This is a genomic window from Streptomyces sp. NBC_01485 (genome assembly GCF_036227125.1).
Taxonomy (GTDB): Bacteria; Actinomycetota; Actinomycetes; order Streptomycetales; family Streptomycetaceae; genus Streptomyces.
In genome coordinates this window covers 5,386,868-5,403,868 of sequence record NZ_CP109435.1, presented here as the reverse complement: position 1 = coordinate 5,403,868, position 17,001 = coordinate 5,386,868, and the positions used below count along the sequence as shown (strand labels likewise).

Sequence of the window (17,001 nt, the reverse complement as noted above, 5' to 3'; positions counted from 1 at the left end):
TCACTCATGCGGTGACCTCCAGGCGCAGCCCGTCGAGATGGAGACGCCCGCGCACCGTGTCGACGGTGGTGGAGCCCTCGGCGGGGGTGAGGGTGAGCCGTACCCCGTGGGCGGCGCCGGAGGCGGCGGTGACCAGGCGGCTGGCGGGGACCCGGGCGGCGAGCGCCACGTCCAGCAGGGCGAGCAGGGCGCGTGTCTCGGGCTCGTCGAGCGTCCGGCCGTACACGCCGTCCGACGCGAGGGAGTTCGCGGCACCGCGGCGCTCGGCCTGTTCCTTGAGCTGCTCGGCGCGCAGCAGTGCCCGCCGGTCCTCGTCGCGTTCGATGCGGCCGGGGCCGTGCAGGGCTGGGGTGCGGCCGGACTGGACGAGGGTGCGGGCGAGTTCGACCGGCTCGGCCTCCCACCAGGACGTACGGGACGGGATCCGCTCCGGGTCGGCGTACGGCACGGCGATGTGCCGGGGCGCGCCGAGCCCGAAGACCGCCTGGAACAGGGCGTGCGCGTCCTCGTCGCTCTCGCAGGAGGTGAACCACTGGGCGAGGTGGCGCAGTTGGCTCTCCCGGCTCACCCCGCCCCGGCGGGCCTCGGTGACGCGGCGCAGCAGGGCGAGGACGGAGCGGATCGCGGTGACGGTGGCGTCCTGCAGCCGCTCGGTCTCGCTGTGCTCACGCTCCGCGAACCAGTGGACGATGCCGTCCCACCGGTGCCGCCAGTCCGCCAGCCGCTCGGCGGGACTGCGGAAGAGCCGCTCGTCGGCCTCGGCCGCGTACTCGATCATGCGGTCCACACCGGTGGCCGCGGCCTTCTCGACCGCCTCGGCGAGCAGCGGTGCGTAACGCCCCAGCTCCGCGGTGAACTCCCGCATGTGCGCGAGGAGCGTGTCCTTGTGGGCGAGGAACACCTCGGGCCGGGTGTCGTTGGTGCGCGCCAGGTCGCCCAGCATGAGGTAGAAGCGGGCGGCGCGCTGCGCCATCTCGTTCAGCACCGAGTCGAGACGGCCGAGCTTGCGGTACACCTCCTCGCCGTCACCCGCCGTGTTCGCCTCGGCCAGCGCGTGCAGGTCGCCGAGGATGTCGGGGAAGACGAGGCGGGAGAGCTGGGCATCCTCCAGGCTCGCGCCGAGCACGTCCTCCACGGCCCGGTAGGCCCGGTACCCGGCCTGGGTGAACTGGTACACGTAGTGGCGGTTGCGGTACTCGGCGAGGCTCGCCGCGCGCGTCCCGTCGTACGACCGGTCCAGGACCTGCCACTCCGCGAGCGCGTCGAGCAACGGCTGAACGCCGGCCGTACCGCCGACGGCGCCCGCGCCGGGATGGTCGGCGGCGAGCCGCTCCAGCAGCCCCACCGCGTCCGAGGCGTGCAGCAGTACCTGGTAGTTGGCGCGTCCGCGGTCGAAGGCCCGCAGCAGCCACAGGTATTCGTGGCGCTTCTCGGCGGCGGCGAAGTGGAACAGCCGCAGCCGGTCGTCGACGGAGAACGCATCGATACCGAACGCGCCCTCGTCGACGGAGTCCGGGACGTCGAACTCGTCACTCACGGAACTGTGGCTTCCCTTCTCCCCTGTTTCGGCCGGTACACGTCCGGCCGGACGTGTACCACCGGATCCACGCCAGTCTGCCGCACCTCGATCGGTGCGTGTGAGCCGCTCCTCGGCCCATGCCACTTGTGCTATCGTGCGCCCGTTTCACGCTCCCTGGCGGGCGGTGGCCGCCGTAGGGACCCGCCCTGCGGTCGGCTCAGCGGCGGATCGCCGCGTACGCCCCGAGCCACCCCGTCCCCAGCCGGTCACCGCCCCTGGTGAAGACGGCCGCCCCACTGTTGCCGGCCGAGTTGTCCGACGGGTCGTCGGGCGGCAGGAGCAGGGTGGTCGCCTCGCCGTCGCCGCTGTGCAGGGTCGTGGTCGTGCCGTTCCACAACCGGATCACCGAGCCCGGTGGGGCCGCCACCCGGAACCCGTCCTCCCGCAGGTCCAGGTGGACGCCGGTGGCGCGCTCCGCGAGCAGCGCCCGGTAACGGTCCGGAGGCAAGGCGCAGTCGTTCGGCGGTGTCGTCCCACTCCAGTCGGGGGCGTCGACGCCGCGGGCGCGGGCCGCGCGCCACATCCGGGGAACGAGATCGGGCGCGAGCGGGGCGGTGGCCATCCGCTCGCACATCCACAGCAGCCGTCCGGCCCCGCGGTCGGGCCCGAGTGCGCGCCACCGGATGCGCTGGGCCAGGTCACCGGCGACGACGGCCGCCCACGGGTGGACCGTGCCGATCGGGCCCTGCGCGCCGAGCCAGGCCAGGTAGCGCCGGGCCTCCTCCAGGATGCCGGTCATGGAGTCGACGGGGATGCCCAGCACGTAACCAGGACGACCGCGGAAGAGGCCGGGGCGGTCGGCGACGAGGTGGAGGACCGCGCGGGCGAGGTCACCGGGCACCGGCTTCGGCTCGTCCCACGCGGGCTCGTCGGTCTCCTGCGGCTGCTCCTGCTCCGCCTCGCGCAGGACGCGGCGCAGCGCCGCGCGGGCCCGGTCGGTGAACGGTGCCTGTTCCAGCACCGGGAGGCGGGTGCTGAGCAGGGCCGTCAGGGACCGCTCGGCGGTGAAGGCGTCTTCAGGCACCGGGGCCTCTCGAACCGCGGTGGCCAGGTCGTCGGCGAGGGCGGATTCGACCATGAAGCGGCTGGTCAGCCTGCCCAGCGGGCTCGTCTCCCAACGGTCCTCGCCGGCGGGGGCGCGCAGACAACCCGCCGTCGTGAGGAACGCCGCCGCCTCACGCAGGGGTTCGACACCGGCGTGTCCCTGGTGCGCGGCCAGCGTTCCCGCCCACCACCGCTCCGCCTCCTCGACCGCGGACACCCGTCCCTGCACGGCCTCGGCCAGGAGATGGTCGGGCAGATGGTCGCCCAGCCGTGACCGCACCGTGTATCCGGCGGCGAGCCGGGCCTGCCAGTGCGCCCGTTCCCCCGGGTCGACCAGCAGGAACGCCCAGCCCTCGCACTCCCCGGCGCCGATGCGGCCGGCCCGTCCGAACATCTGCTGGACCATGGACACCTCGACGCGGTCCAGGCCGATGGTGGTGTCGGCGACGATCACGGCCCGGGCGGGGAGGTTGACGCCCGCGGCGACGGTGGAGGTGGCGACCAGGATGTCCGCCTCGCGGGCTCGGAAGGCCTGCTCGGCGTCCCGCTTGTAGGGCCAGTCGCGGTAGTGGAGCCGCACCCCGGCCTTGGTGCACAGCCGCTCGACGGCTTCGGCGTCGTCCGCGTCCACTCCGGCGGTCACCGCACCACGGTCGGCGGCCAGCGCCAGAGCGGTCGCCCGCACCCGGCGCTTGCTGCCGCAGAACACCAGCACGCTGCCGCCGTCCGCACCGACCCCGCGGGCGATCCGCACGGCGGCCTCGGTGCGGACGGCGGCCCTCGCCGCCCAGTCCGCCTCGTCCGCCGTCGGCAGGACCGGCAGCTGCCAGGTCAGCCGGGTGGGCCGCCAGGCCGTGCGGACCAGGCGGGCGCCCAGCCACTCGGCCACCTCGTCCGCGTTGGCGACCGTCGCCGACAGCCCGACGATCCGCGCGCCCGCACCGTCCTCCCGTACCCGCGCGAGCAGCGCCTCCAGTACGGCGCCACGCACCGGATCGCCGAGGAGATGGATCTCGTCGACGACCAGACAGCCCACCTCGGCGAGCGCGTCGCGCAACGATCCTGCACGGCAGATCGCCTCGAACTTCTCCGTCGTCGCCACCCACACGTCGGCCGCCCGGATCAGCCCGGAGTCCACGGCGGCCTCACCGGTCAGCCGCACCACGCGCAGCCCCCGGCGCCGCCACAGGTGGAGCTCCCGGTCGAGTTCGTCGGTGAGCGAGCGCTGCGGCACCAGCCAGGCGGCCTTCTCGCCCCGGGCGTGCGCGTCCAGCGCCGCGACCATGCCGATCGGAGTCTTGCCCGCGCCGGTGGGCGCCACCACCACCAGATGCCCGGTGCCCTCCCGTACGACGGGAACGGCAGCCGCCTGGGCCGGGTTGAACGACGGATGCGGCAGCAGCGCGGCCCACTCGGCGGGCACCAACTCCCCAACGGGCACGTACGCATCGCCGTCGTCCTCCGGCAACTCCTCCAAACCGTCCCACTGCGCGGCGAAGGCATCCCTGGCCGCCACCGCCCAGGGACCCGCGGCCGGGACCGCGCCACCCGGACCGACCGCGACCAGATCCGTACGGCCGCCCAACTCATTGACCGTGCCGATCTCTTCGGCCTCTTCCCAGTAGCGGCTGACCCGGTACGGGACGCCGTGCTTCGCGAGCCAGGTCCGCAGCGCGTCGTATCCCGGACCCTCGGGCAGGATCACCCGCACGTCCTCCGCCGCCGCGACCGCCTCCTCGGTGGGGCGCCAGTCCGGATCGGTCACCTTGCACCACAACAGGGCCCGCTGCTCGGCCTGCTCCGGCACGGCCAGGTCGTCCGGCCACGCCGGAGGGTGTCCCCCTCGCATCGCCCCGGGGAACTGCCCGGGGCCGCGGATCGCGGTCACGCTGACCCCGGGACCACTCGGGCAGGGCCCCAGCGGCACAGACACGGCCGCCGAAGACGCTGCCGTGAGCTGGTCGTACGTCTTCACCCCCAAGTCAGCGAGACTGAACGCGGTGGGGCAGCCAGGACAGACCAGCGCGGCATACCGGTACACCCGCCCCTGCGACTCGTACGGCCTGCGCAGCGCGTGCAACTCCCCCTCGCAGACGGGACAACGGCGCTCCACCCGTTCCTCGTAGGCCCAGCCGGGCTCGAAGAACCGCGCCGGGAGCACCCCGCCCAGGGCGACACCCCACCGCCGCCGCACCACCTCGGTCACGGACCCCTCCGCGCCCGTTCCCGGATGTGCCGGGACACCCCCGTCCGTCACTCCGTCCGCGCCGCGCATACCCGCGACTGTGGCATGTCGTGATCCACACCCGCAGGCGGTTCCCACGTCTTCCACCACTACGGGTTCCACCACCATGAGCGCGGCCTGCGCCCAACGGCCAAGAAAGTCACGGCCTCGCCGCGCGGACGCCTACGGATGGCGCCTTGTCGAGCGGCCACGACAGCACGGCGCCCTGACCGGTATCCGCCGAGCCCCAAGTCATCCCGCACCGTGCACCGACGCCGCACAGACGGGCCCCGGCTGGATCGGCCGTCACGGCTGTTGTCGTAGGTCGCGAGGTCCAGGGCCGACGGAGCCGAGGCCGCCAAGACGGTCGCCGACGCGGTCGACGCGGTCGACGCGGGCGGTCACGCGTACACGACCGCGCAGGCGACCGAGGACGCCGGAGCCTGCGCGCAGCAGGTCGCCGCACCGGCCGACGACGCGATCCAGCTCGGTTCGCCCTACGGGGACAGCCGATAGTGAAGCAGCACGTCGTCGCCCACGCCCCCGGAAACCCGGCCGACCGCGCGGTTGTCTGGATGGCACAACTCCCATGCGAAGACCGCGAGGCTGACCGAGGAGCCATCTGCACGACCTCTGCACGCCTGGCCACCAAATGGCCACCGGCTCGAACCGGACGGGGCCGGGAAATCGACAGCCATGAACAAATGCCGAGGTCACAGCCCCGCGATCCGCTACCGACACTGGCCGTCAACTTCAGACCTACGCATTGCGATGCACAGACCGCACGCGCCCGATCGGCCCGAATTCCTAGGTCAACCCAAACAAGAAACCCCAGGTCAGAGGCCTGACCTGGGGTTCACCACAGAGCCGCCTTCGGGATTCGAACCCGAGACCTACACATTTACGAGACCGTGAGCGATCGTGTTGTCTGATGACGGCTGATGCTGCGGGATGCTGTTGTGCCTGATGAGACCACCTGCGCCATGATGAGCGCCGATACCTGGTACTGCACCGTCCAAAGGCGTCCGGCCACCGGGCGGCCACCGTGAGCGCCACCTCCGCGAGCGCTGCCGTCTCATGCGCCCGCCACACTGATTGTGGCAACCCTACAAGATCTAGAGGAATTGCACTGTGGCGCTTGAGCCTACGAAACCTGCAGGGAGCGGCATCGGCAGTGACAGCAGCAGTACACTCTCGCTTCCTCATACGTGGGAATACTCCCGTGACCCTGCGACGGCATAGTGGGCACGGGCACTTCTACCGCCTCATCGAGCGTCAGCAGACGCTGAAGGTCGGCAGTCACCACCCGGTAGGCGTTACCCAGCTTCAGCACCTTGCACGGATGCTCGCCCCGCTTCGCCAGACCGGATCCTCCTCAGCGTCGGCCTGACCATCAGCGCGGTGAACACCCACTTGATTGCGGGCCGATGGCCGCATCTGCAGGCGCCCTTCCAGTTGCCGCACCTCTCCGGTAGACGGACAACTCGCGAGCGCCTGGAACCTCCGGACAATCGCAATGGACCAGCTGACGGTGATCCCACCACCGGTCACCCTGACCCGGCGTCCGGTCGCCCACCTTGCCGTCATCCCACGCAGAAGCCCCGCCGCTTGCGGCGGGGCTTCTCGTTTTCCATCCCGTGCCTGCCAAGGTCTACGGCCCGACCCACGACCGCACCCTACGACGGCGACCTCGACGCCCAAGGTCACCCGGTGAACCTCATCGTCTACGCCACCGTGAACGGATGCCCCGTTTCACGAAGACATGGAGGGATCTCCATCAATGGCGACGACTACCGATCCCGACCCCTCGGCCAGATAGTCATGTTCCGGAAAGTAGTCCACATGAAGGTGGTCGTCCCCATCCGCATCCGAAGCGAAGCCTTCGATGTTGTCGGCGAGGAGGGCCAAAGCCTCCGGTCCACCTCTGATATCGAGAGATTCACTGTCTCCGGACGACGAGATCAGGATCTTCCCGCTGACCAGTTGAAATGTCATCCACGACAACGACCTGCTGTAAGGGAACGGATCAGAGACTCTCTCGAGGGAGATCTCTCCCTGCCCGCTCCGCAACTCCCGCCCCAGGGCGAGCAGTTCGGAGTGAGTTCCGGAGAGCTCCAATTCCCCGGTCGAGTCACCGCGCAAGACCTTCACCATCACGCCTCCGATTGTCATTTACGGCCAGTAGTCGCCGGGCCGAATCGTGGATGGATCGATGGGAGTGTGCGGATCCTTGAGCGGGCCGCTGGTGGCAGCCAGATCTACTGCGAACCAGAAGAAAAAGTAACGATGGGCCCATCCTCGGAGTTGATGACCCGAACATCGAAAGCCCGGTCAGGAAAATCGGGCACACAAAGCAGCCCTCCAAGCTTTAGCAATGCGTGCGGCAATAAATTCTAGCGCCCGCCGATCTTCATCCATGTCATCCGATTCAACGATCTGCCAAACCCTCAACTGATTCAGCGTCGCTTCAATTCTTTGGGTATCACCAGAGAGACTCTCCTGCCAGAGGTTAAAATTCGATTCCTCATACGCGCGATCCCACAGTATGCAGCTCCTCACCTCGATGAAACGAGGCCAGAAGATTCGGGAAAATGCCACTAGCAACGCCAGGTCGCCATTGCGTTTGACATAATCTACGTAATCAACGGAACCTCCCCACTCGTTCACCCATGATTTAATTTTGGGATACTCCATCGGATCATCCATCCATAAATCCTTTCACAACCCGCTCCAGAGTGCTCAGCTATTCAGGCGCCCACCGTGGTACTGACGGGCGCCTGAGGTCTACGCTACTTTGTTGCTATTTTTATTTACGGGACCATTCAACGGTCCCGTCCACGCCAGGCGCTGCACCTACCGACAGCCGCATAGCTCCTCCTCCGGGAGAAGAGGTCGCGGTAGCTTTTCCCAGTTACGGAAAACCTGCCGGGAGTGGTGGTCTGTTATGTCGCCGCTGCTGTGGAGGTCATGGATGCCGTCGGTCGTGGGGCTGCTGGAACAGCGCGAGCTCGTCGCTCGCCGTCGCGTGGACGAGCTGCGGGAGGAGGCCGACCGGGTCCAGGCTGAACTGGCCGTGGCCGAGCGGGACTGGAAGGAATGGGCCATCGCTCGCTCACGGGTGGGCGAGGTGCTTGCCCCGGCGGATGAGACCGGGCATGGCCACGACCAGGCCGACCGGACAGCACCGGCCGCCAACGGGCAGGCCGGGGAGGCATCGCCAACGCCGGAAGCGGCGAAGACGAAGTCGCAGGTGCCGGTGTGGCGTGAAGGGCTTGCGTGGTCGGCGTTGTCGGTGGACTACCAGCGCATCCTCAAGGCGCTCGCGGACCGGGTCCGGCTCGGGCAGGGGCCGCTGACCTGCCAGGAGATGGCCGCCTTGTTCGGCATGGACGTGGTTCCGGCGCGGGTGGAGGCGCTGAGGTCGAAGGCGAAACGCCTGGTCGCGCGCGGCTGGCTGGCCGAGCCGGCGCCGGGCCGGTTCACGCCCGCCCGCGGGGTGAGCGCGCCAGGCGGCGGGTCATGAGCAGGGTCATCGACCAGTAGATCATCGCCTCGGCGCTGGTGGTGCGGCGTTCGAAGTCGCGGGCCAGGCGGCGGGTGCGCATCAGGTGGGCGAAGAGGGAGAGTCGGCCCGGGGCGCGGTGGCCAGGTCTCCCTGGCTCCGTTTCCCCGGACCGCTCACCGAACCGGACGTGCGACTCTCACCGCATCCGGCTCTCCACGGGTGACTGCCGCTGGGTCGATGACCTTATGCGGTCCACGGCGTCGGGATGCTCAGTCCGCGCCAGCGGTAGCGGGTGACCGCCACCGCGGCGATGTTGAACAACTCGACTCCGTCCAAGGCGATCTGCCGCCAGCCCTGAGGGCCTTTGAACTGTCGGCGCAGGGCCGTCCACGTCATGCGCCGCCGATAGGTGATCATGTTGACCACGCGCCACCACACGAACGAACGCAGGGCGTTGAACGTGTGCTTGGCGACGGCGTGCTTGAAGTAGTTGGCCCAGCCACGCAGGATCTGGTTGATCCTCGACAGCACGGCGGCGAACGGGACCTGGGACCTCCTGTGGGTCAGTGCCCTGATCTTCCGCTTCAGTTCGCGGACCGGCTTGTCCGCGATGAACGTGTAGACGTAGCACTTGTCCGTTCCCCGTTTGCGCATCCACTTGATGTGCAGGGCCCCGGGGCGAATCCCGTTCGCCCGTTTTGATCATGGGATGCCGTGCAGGTTGAGGGTTGCGTGGGGGCTGGTGTGAGCGCGTCGGCCGCTGGCGATGTTGGTCCAGCCTGCCCGGTCGAGGGCCGTGCGGGTCAGGTCGCGCAAGGCGCTCATGACGGCCGCGGATCCGCGATCGGCACCCTGGCCGAACGCAGCACCCGCTACCCGATGCTGGTCCACCTGCCCGGCGACCAGCGCCGAGAGCCTGCGCGACGCTCTGACCACACCGTGAAGACCCTGCCGCCCCACCTGCTGCAGTCCCTCACCTGGGACCAGGGCTCGGAGATGGCCGCTCACCACGCCCTCAGCATCGCCACCGACATCCCGATCCACTTCCGCAAGCCAGGCAGTCCCTGGCAGCCCGGCTCGAACAAAAACACCAACGGCCTGCTCCGCCAGTACTTCTCCAAGGGCACCAACCTGGCCCGGACACCCACGAAGACCTCGACACAGTGGCCGCCGAACTCAACAGCCGCCCACGCAAACGCTCGGCTGGGAAACCCCAGCCGAGCGCCTCTCTAACCTGCTCGCGGCCTGAACAACCGACCACGTTTTGCAACGACCCCTCGAATTAGCCCAAATCCGGATCGGGCTTCCAACTGTCAGTTAGGTTCTATTTGACGCTCGCCCTTCAAGCTGACTTGAAGCCTTATCTCGCACCTGACTCCAATGATGACCGACCAATCTCACGAGAGCATCATGGGGCGTTCCGGGATTGCCGGCTACAGAGGAAGCCACAGCGTCATGGCCATCCCTGGAAAGGACTCCTAAAATATCCCCGGGAACGTCTCTCCTGCTCGCAATCTTTGCCCTCACACGCCAATCATCGTCTTCGCTCAGAAGTCGTATTACTTCCTCTGGAATGGTCCGATTGAAGGTGATCCAGAAACGCATGTCTGGATGGTCTCTTACGATCTCGCGCCAGACCGAAAGTGGGGCCTCTTCTTGCTTGATCCGCTGGTAGTCTGCATTTTCACCGCTGAGTCTCAGCTGGACGAATTCGTCAGCGCTCTCGATCACGTCAGCATCCCCTCACGGTAGACAGATTTTTCCAGGAATTGGACTTCCCTGTCTTTCCCTTGAATTTCCCCTCAATGAAGGTGCCATCCGCTCCTGCATCAGCAATCCATTCAAGACCCTTCGAAGTCTCACGGAACACCTTCCATGCAGACCCACCATGCCCTGCCTTATCCGGACTCCACCAATAAACATCGCCGTAGAAGTCAGGGGCCTGCTGGCAGTAATTGGCGCCAAAGGGTCCACCACGCATAATCGTTGTTGATCGATCGGGGTTAATGGTCCAAACGCCGGGAGGCGCCCCGCCATCATTGTGGACCAAGACCGGCGTGGTCCCGGCGAGCACATAGTACGTGTGGAGGTCGGCGATGGTGAGGTTGTACATGTCAGCCACGCCGGGGCGGGGCCGCACGCCGGCCAGCGTGACCCGGCTGTCGTCGGCGGCCTTGAGGGTGTGGCCCGGGGTGAGCCGGCCGGCATCGGCCCAGCTGTGGACCGTGTCGTCCCAGAAGGGGTGGTGGGCGGTGGTGTGGATCGTGACGGTCTTGCCGTCCGGGCCGCGGACCTCGAGGTCGACGAGGTCGTTGTCACGGTTCAGGAGTTCGGCCGTCACCGCACGCGGACCGCGTTTGCCGGTCTTGGGGTCGGTGGCGATGACCTTGTCGCCGATCCTGACGTCGACGATGGGTTTGGTGGTGCCGTCGGCCATGAGGACTTCGGTGCGGGGGTCGAAGCTGTTTGGGCAGCCGCGGACCGCCTTGGTCTCGGCTCCCGCGGCACCGCCGAGATAGGCCAGGAATACCTCATTGACGATGCCCTCGATGACCCTGCCCCGCGCGACTTCCTTGGCCTCGTCCGCGCACTGGGGGGCGTTGTAGACGCAGTAGGTGGCCGCGAGCTCCTTGGCCTTCTCTACGTCCTTACCGCCGTGCAGCACGTAGAGGTAGGCCTGCCGGCAGCCCTCGCGCCCGAAGCAGGCGGAGCCCCCCTTGGCCGACTCGTAGACCGGGTTGTACCAGAACTCGTCCGTGAACTCCCCGTCCATCATGCTGGCCCAGTAGTTCTGGAGCTTGTCGATGTTGTTGGTGACGGGGGTGTTGACGGCCACCCAGTGCTTCTTCGCCGCGTGGGCACGCTTGTAGATGTTGCCCCGGTGGTAGTCGGACGTGCCGCTCTTCGCGTCGTAGCCGACTTCCTGCTGTTCCTTCTTGCTGCAGTACTTGAGGTCGTACTGGCAGGAGTTGGGGCGGGAGCCGATCTCCGTGCCCGCCGGGTCGGAGTAGGTCAGCGGGTTGTTGTTGGCGTAGGTGTAGCCGTGCATCTGCTGCGGGTCGGTGGGCGTGAAGACCGGGTCGACCGACAGGAAGCGGCCCGTGGCGGGGTCGTACTCCCGCGCACCGAGGTGGGTGAGGCCGGTGGCGGTGTCGGTGGTGCCGCCGACGAAGCCCTTGGTGCCGGTCCAGGTGTTCGCCTGGGTGCCGCGCGGTCCGCCGAACGGCAGGGTGCGGCGCTGGGTGATCGCCTGGCTGGTGGCGTTGACGGACAACTGGGAGGTGCCGTGGTGGTCGGCCAGGGTGAAGGAGATGGTTCCGTCGTTGGCCTGGACGGCCTGGTGGCCGCCGCCCACGTCGAAGTAGCGGGTGCCCTTGGCGGCGGTCGCCCCCTTGGCCAGGGTGATCTCCGTGGCGCCGAGGTAGAGGGTGGTCTCGGTCGGGGTGCGGCCGATCAGGCGGTTGCCGTCGGCGTCGTACAGGTAGTCGGTGACCTTGTCGCTGCCGCCCTCGACCGGCTGGGTGACCTTGGCCAGGTGGCCTTCGGCGTCCCAGTCCAGGGTCTGGGAGGTGCCGTCGCCCAGCAGTCGGGTGTGGGTGTAGCCGCCGACGTCATAGCCAAAACTGTCGGTGGACTTGACCGTGCCGGTGGTGGTGTCCACCGAGCCCAGCGTGTGCGGCCGGACCGCGCCCGGGTCGGGGTAGTGGTAGCTACGGCTGGTGTCCGAGGCGCCGGAGGTGGTGGCGTGCTGGGTCTCGGAGAGCCGGTTGCCGACCTTGTCGTAGGTGTACGAGGTCCAGTAGGGGGCCGGGCCGCCCAGCGCGCTGGTGGAGGGGGTGGTGGCACAGCTGGTGGTCGGCTGGGCCCAGGCCTCGGTCGTCCGGCCGAGGTAGTCGTAGCCGAAGCACTGGTTGTCGGTGCCGGAGCGGGAGGTGTCCGAGACGGACAGGACGTTGCCCGCCTCGTCGTAGGAGTAGGTGTTGAACTGGTCGACGCCCGCGATGTCCTGGCGGTCCACCCGTGAGGTGGCCAGCCGCTGGGTGCCCCACTGGTAGGTGTTGGTCTCGAGCACCGCCTTGCCGCTGTTGGCGGCCATGGAGTACTGCAGCGGCTTACCGGTGAGGCTGTAGCTGGTGCTCGCGGTCAGGTTCTGCGGGCCGCTGAGCCCGATAGGCCGCAGCGTGGCGTCCTCGTAGGTGTAGGCGACGGTGTTGGCGGCCAGGTCACCGGCCTTGGGGTAGCCGACGCCCTGCACTGTGCCCGAGACGTTGTAGCTGGTCGTCGACAGGTAGGTGCCCGCCAGCGCGCCTTCGGAGGACGGGATCGTCACCGAGGTGCGCTGCGGCCGGTACTGCCGGTCGTAGGTGACGACGCTCGACTTGTACTCCTGGGTCCCGACGTAACGCGAACTGGACGCGAGCTGGCCCTTGGCGCCGCTGATGGTGTCGTAGACCCACTTGGCGCGCAGGGCGCCGGTCGAGGAGTTGTCGCGCAGCTCGGTCTTGCGGCCCAGACCGTCGTAGACGGAGGCGAGGACGGTGCCTCGGGCGTCCCTGGTGCTGGTCAGCCGGGAGCGGTCGTCGTACTCGTTGTGGCCGGCGCCCTTGTCGGGGTCGGTGGTGTCGGTGAGCCGGCCCATCAGGTCGTACGTCCACGTCCAGGCGTTGCCCGCCGGGTCGGTGACCTTGGTCGGTTCACCGCGTGGGCTGTAGCCGTAGGTGGTGGTGTCGTAGGCGGCGCCGGCGTCGCGGGAGTGCAGCAGGCGCAGTTCGGTCGTGAGGCCGCGGGCGTCGGTGACGGTGGTCTGCGCGGTGCCGCCGACCGGCGGGATGACCGTGGTGCGGTCGCCGCCGTAGATCGTCTTCGTGACGCCGAGGACCGTGCCGCCGTCGCCGTTGCCGGCGATCTGCCGCAGCTCGGTCGCCCGGCCCAGACCGTCGTAGGTGTAACGGTTCTGGGTCTCCACGCTCAGCGCGTTGTCGGGCTTGAACAGCGTCGTGGAGGGAGCGGTGGTGTCGGTGTAGTAGGTGGCGAACTCCTTGGTGGTCAGGCCGCGTTCGTCGTAGAAGGTGTCCGCGAGCAGCGTCCCGCCCTTCGGGCCGGGGGCCTGCGTCTGGCGGGCTCGCAGGAAGCCGTCGTAGAAGGCGTACGAGGTGTCCTGCGCCCCCGAGTTGCCGATGGTCTTCGTGGCGACCACGACCGGCTTGCCCTCGGTGATGGTGTAGCTGAACTCGTAGCTGGGGGTCTGGCCGGTGAGCCGGTCCGCCAGCCACACCTTGGTGTTACGGCCCAGCGCGTCGTACGCGTAGGTGATGACCTTGCCGTTGGTGTCGGTCTCCGTGAGCGGTTGCCCGCGCAGCCCTTCGTAAGCGGTTGTCGACGTCTGGGTGGTCGTGTTGTCGCCGGCCGTGGCGGGCGGGGTGGTGACCGAACTGCTCGTCGGGAAGCCGGTGGTCGGGTTGTAGGCGGTGGTGGTGGTCCGGCCGTCGGAACGGGCGGCCCTGGTGAGCGTGCCCGCGGAGGTGACCGTGACGTCGGCGGTCAGGTCGGTGGTGGTCAGCGCCCGTCCGTAGCCGTCATAGGTGGACGTGGACTCCAGGTAGAGCGCGCTGGAGCCGCTGTACGTCTTGAGTTTCGCGGTCCTGGTGGCGTCGCCCTTCGTCGCCGCCGCGCCGTACGCGCCGCCGTCGTAGGCGGTGCGGACGTCGGACATGACGTCGGCCGGGCGGGCGGTGGTGGCGTCGCAGGCCTTGGCGACCGTCTCGACCCGGGCGGGGGCGTCCACCGGAATGCTGCCGGTGACGTAGGTGGTGCGGGTGCACTCGTCGTCGGCCGAGGTCGTCGTGGAGCCGAGGTCCTCGGTCTGGGTGACCAGGCCGGTGGTGGTGTCGTGGGTGTCGGACGTCGCGGTCGTCTGCCACTTGGCGCCCGCGCCGTCGTCCAGCGACGTCCACGACGTGCCGGAGGCGTTGCCGGTGAGGTTGGAGGTGACGGTGCCCCAGGTGCGGACCTTCTTCGCGGTCTCCTTGTACCAGGGGCGGTTCACCGACTTGGCGAGCACCTTCCCGCCGGGACCGGAGTAGGTGACGGTCTTGTACCCGAAGCCGGCCTGCGACTCGTGGTCGGTGATCGCGTCGCCCTCACCCGAATCCAGGCTGACCGACACGCTCTTGATACCGCCGGAGGACGACTTGCGGTCGCCGTCCATGCCGCGCAGGAAGTAGCTGTCCGTCTGCGTCTTCATGGCCGAGGCGCCGCCCTGACCGCCGGTGCGCACCCGGACGTGGCCGTAACCGCGCCACTGCGACCAGGTCTTGGACTTCTCCTTGGTCATCCCGTCGTCATCGTCGTAGTGCCAGGCGGCGCCGTCGAGGTAGTCGTACATGGTGACCTGGTCGGGCGAGCCGCCGGTGCGGTCGGTCGAAGTGACCGTGGCCACCACGTACTTGTTGAACCACTGCCGGTCCGGGTCGTCGGTCGCGTTGCCGCCGATGTACTGGGGGAAGCAGCGTGTGGTGTTGATCTCCGGGGTGGGCAGCGCGGCGGCGTCACGGACCGGCGCGGAGTAGCCGACGTCGATCTGGCCGCCCGACTCGTCCGAGACGGTGGACAGCCGGGACTTGATGTAGGGGGCGTAGCCGTCGCCGATCTTGTCCAGCCGGTTGGCGAGCTGGGTGTAGGCGAGGGTGACCTTCGGCAGGGTGATCGAGGCCGTGCCGTTGTAGCCGGTGCGCTGGACGGAGTCCAGCAGCAGCTGGTAGTCGGTGTCGGCCATGCCCCACCGGTGGGTGAGCTTCCAGCCGTCGACGTTGCTGTAGGCGCCGGAGACCAGCACCTGGGTGGTGACGCTCGTCAGCCGTTTCCGGGTGAAGAACGCCGGGGAGAACCGGCCCTTGTCACAGTCGGTGCCCGCTTCGCAGTTCAGGTCCCACGGGGTGTCGTACCAGTACTGGGAGCCGCTGGAGATGGACGAGCAGGTGGTCGAGGCGTCGGGGATGCACCGCTCGCTGCTGGTGAAGTTCACTTTGGCCAGCGGCTTCGCCGAGTACACGGCCGTGGACTTCAGGCCGTACTCGATCCGGTCCAGCGTGCCGCCGCGCACGTAGGGGGTGTCGTCGGCCGCCTTGAGGTTGCGGCCGTAGGAGTTGGTCTCCTTGTCGTAGTAGTACGCGACGGCGTTGCCGTGCGGGTCCACCACGTAGTCCAGGTTCCAGCGCCAGCCCTGCTGGCACCAGGACGCCGCGAACGTCGAGGCGTTGCACGGCTCGCCCGTGTTGTTGCCGAAGACCGGCACCGTCCACGTCGAGTCGGTGGTCTCGCTGCCGCTCGCCCAGCCCGGCAGCCGGTTGTAGCCGAAGAAGTACTGCGTACCGTCGGGAGTCGTCACCCGCCAGTACTCGTCGTTGCGGGCCCCGTTGGAACGCACGTCGGACGAGGAGCCGTAGATCCGGTCGATCTTCGTGCCGTCGTCGTTCTGGAGTTTCCAGGAGTTGGTGCCGTTGGGCACCAGTTCACCGCCCGAGCCGTTCAGCGACAGGGTGGCGTTGTCGTACGCCCAGCACAGGTCGCCGGGCTTGTTCCCGTCGGCGTTGGTCGCGCCGTCCTCCTCGCACCCCTTGTAGCTGCGCTCGATGAAGCCGGGCGCCAGGTCGAAGCCGTCGCCGACCCACGACGCCTGGTTGTTGGTGTTGCCGGTACGGCCGTCGATGCCACCTGAGGAGTACGAGAGCCCGACCTGCGGGGTCAGCCCGCCGGGCACCTGCGGCACCGCCATGTCGTACGACCACGCGAACGAACCGCTGCTCTGATCCGTGGACCAGGTCGACGAGGCGTCCAGGGACGTGGCCTTGTAGTCGCCCGTGTCACCGGCGGCCGAGGTGGTCGCCGCCAGCACGGTGGCCGTCCTCGCGCTGAGGGCGACCGCCTGTGTGGTCAGCGTCTGCTTCTCGGCGTCATTGACGGTCGCCACCGGCTGGGTGGTACGGCACTGCGCCTTCTGCGGCGTGGTCAGCGCGCAGGCGGGCAGTCGGACCAGGGTCAGCCGGTCCGCGTAGCTGCCGCCGTACAGGCCGGCGAACGAGGAGTAGTCCAGCCCGGCCCGCACATTGCCGCCGCGCAGCGCACCGCCCGGCCGGGGAGTCAGCGTGAAGACCGGCCCGTCGACGCCGGTCTTCCGCGACGCCTCGCGGGACAGCGTGGTGACGGTGTAGCTGCCGGTGGCCGCGTCCGCGGAGCGCTTGACCTTGGTGTCCAGGGTGAGCGGCAGTCCCTTCACCCGGGTCGTCTCAGGCAGCAGCGTGACCGCCACCGCAGTCGCCTTCGGCCAGCCGGTGGCCGGTGCCTCGGTGGGTGTACGGGGCCCCTTCATCACTTTGCGGGGCACCGCCTTGCCCGCCGGGCCGCCGGCGACCGGCGACTCGGCCCGCGGCAGCGCGGGCTTGGTCCAGCCCTGCGCGACGGCGGGTACTCCCGACGCCTGAAGCAGGGTCGCGGTCAGCACGGCGGTCGTGGCCATCGCCACCCGGCGCCACGGCCTGCCAGTTCTTGCTCGTGGTCTGGTCTTCATGGGGGTCTGTCTTCCTCCCGTTGAGTGCTCCGCGGGCAGCCGGGAACCGCGCACGGCGGAGCGAAGCAGGTGGCCGGGGAACG

Annotated in this window: 9 protein-coding genes and 1 pseudogene; 2 read left to right on the top strand and 8 right to left on the bottom strand. The window is 68.7% G+C overall.

Going from position 1 to position 17,001, the window contains the following annotated elements:
• Nucleotides 1–4: 4 nt before the first annotated feature.
• From OG352_RS24475 to OG352_RS24460, 4 genes are all read right to left on the bottom strand, one after another.
• Nucleotides 5–1,537 (bottom strand): TIGR02677 family protein, encoded by a 1,533-nt coding sequence (locus tag OG352_RS24475; RefSeq protein ID WP_329219800.1) that lies wholly within the window; start codon nucleotides 1,535–1,537, stop codon nucleotides 5–7.
• 199 nt (nucleotides 1,538–1,736) lie between these two features.
• Nucleotides 1,737–4,829 carry a DEAD/DEAH box helicase gene (locus tag OG352_RS24470; RefSeq protein ID WP_329219799.1) on the bottom strand — a complete coding sequence of 1,031 codons (3,093 nt, stop codon included), beginning with the start codon at nucleotides 4,827–4,829 and terminating at the stop codon, nucleotides 1,737–1,739.
• Nucleotides 4,830–6,599: 1,770 nt separating this feature from the next.
• A complete protein-coding gene (locus OG352_RS24465; protein ID WP_443072504.1) occupies nucleotides 6,600–7,001 on the bottom strand; it encodes an Imm32 family immunity protein in 402 nt (133 codons plus the stop codon).
• Between the two features lie 177 nt (nucleotides 7,002–7,178).
• Nucleotides 7,179–7,553: a hypothetical protein gene (locus tag OG352_RS24460; protein WP_329219796.1), complete on the bottom strand. Its 375-nt coding sequence runs from the start codon at nucleotides 7,551–7,553 to the stop codon at nucleotides 7,179–7,181.
• A 265-nt stretch (nucleotides 7,554–7,818) separates the two neighbouring features.
• Between OG352_RS24460 and OG352_RS24455 the strand changes: the two genes are divergently transcribed.
• Entirely contained in the window at nucleotides 7,819–8,370 is a 552-nt protein-coding gene (locus OG352_RS24455; RefSeq protein WP_329219794.1) for a hypothetical protein, read from the top strand.
• Here the strand turns inward: OG352_RS24455 and OG352_RS24450 are convergent.
• The 3 genes from OG352_RS24450 to OG352_RS24440 form a co-directional block, all read right to left on the bottom strand.
• Nucleotides 8,327–8,452: a hypothetical protein gene (locus tag OG352_RS24450; RefSeq protein ID WP_443072326.1), complete on the bottom strand. Its 126-nt coding sequence runs from the start codon at nucleotides 8,450–8,452 to the stop codon at nucleotides 8,327–8,329. The two genes, OG352_RS24455 and OG352_RS24450, sit on opposite strands and share 44 nt — an antisense overlap.
• A 143-nt stretch (nucleotides 8,453–8,595) precedes the next feature.
• Complete coding sequence (locus OG352_RS24445; protein ID WP_329219793.1) at nucleotides 8,596–9,006, bottom strand: group II intron maturase-specific domain-containing protein; 411 nt, start codon at nucleotides 9,004–9,006, stop codon at nucleotides 8,596–8,598.
• Between the two features lie 48 nt (nucleotides 9,007–9,054).
• On the bottom strand, nucleotides 9,055–9,177 hold the full coding sequence (locus OG352_RS24440; protein WP_329224198.1) for a hypothetical protein: 123 nt from the start codon (nucleotides 9,175–9,177) through the stop codon (nucleotides 9,055–9,057).
• A 6-nt stretch (nucleotides 9,178–9,183) separates the two neighbouring features.
• On the opposite strand from OG352_RS24440, the pseudogene OG352_RS24435 reads away from it, so the two are divergent.
• Nucleotides 9,184–9,601, top strand: a pseudogene (locus OG352_RS24435) (IS30 family transposase); the annotation flags it as partial.
• Nucleotides 9,602–10,084: 483 nt separating this feature from the next.
• Here the strand turns inward: OG352_RS24435 and OG352_RS24430 are convergent.
• Nucleotides 10,085–16,867, bottom strand: coding sequence for a polymorphic toxin-type HINT domain-containing protein (locus tag OG352_RS24430; protein WP_329219791.1), 6,783 nt, complete (start codon nucleotides 16,865–16,867; stop codon nucleotides 10,085–10,087).
• Between the last annotated feature and the right edge of the window lie 134 nt (nucleotides 16,868–17,001).

Excerpts from the sequence above, each read along its gene's own strand:
- OG352_RS24450 (WP_443072326.1), bottom strand. The coding sequence starts at position 8,452 with ATGCGCACCCGCCGCCTGGCCCGCGACTTCGAACGCCGCACCACCAGC.
- OG352_RS24445 (WP_329219793.1), bottom strand. The coding sequence starts at position 9,006 with ATGCGCAAACGGGGAACGGACAAGTGCTACGTCTACACGTTCATCGCG.
- OG352_RS24440 (WP_329224198.1), bottom strand. The coding sequence starts at position 9,177 with ATGAGCGCCTTGCGCGACCTGACCCGCACGGCCCTCGACCGGGCAGGC.
- OG352_RS24455 (WP_329219794.1), top strand. The coding sequence starts at position 7,819 with ATGCCGTCGGTCGTGGGGCTGCTGGAACAGCGCGAGCTCGTCGCTCGC.
- OG352_RS24465 (WP_443072504.1), bottom strand. The coding sequence starts at position 7,001 with ATGGTGAAGGTCTTGCGCGGTGACTCGACCGGGGAATTGGAGCTCTCC.
- OG352_RS24460 (WP_329219796.1), bottom strand. The coding sequence starts at position 7,553 with ATGGATGATCCGATGGAGTATCCCAAAATTAAATCATGGGTGAACGAG.
- OG352_RS24430 (WP_329219791.1), bottom strand. The coding sequence starts at position 16,867 with ATGGCCACGACCGCCGTGCTGACCGCGACCCTGCTTCAGGCGTCGGGA.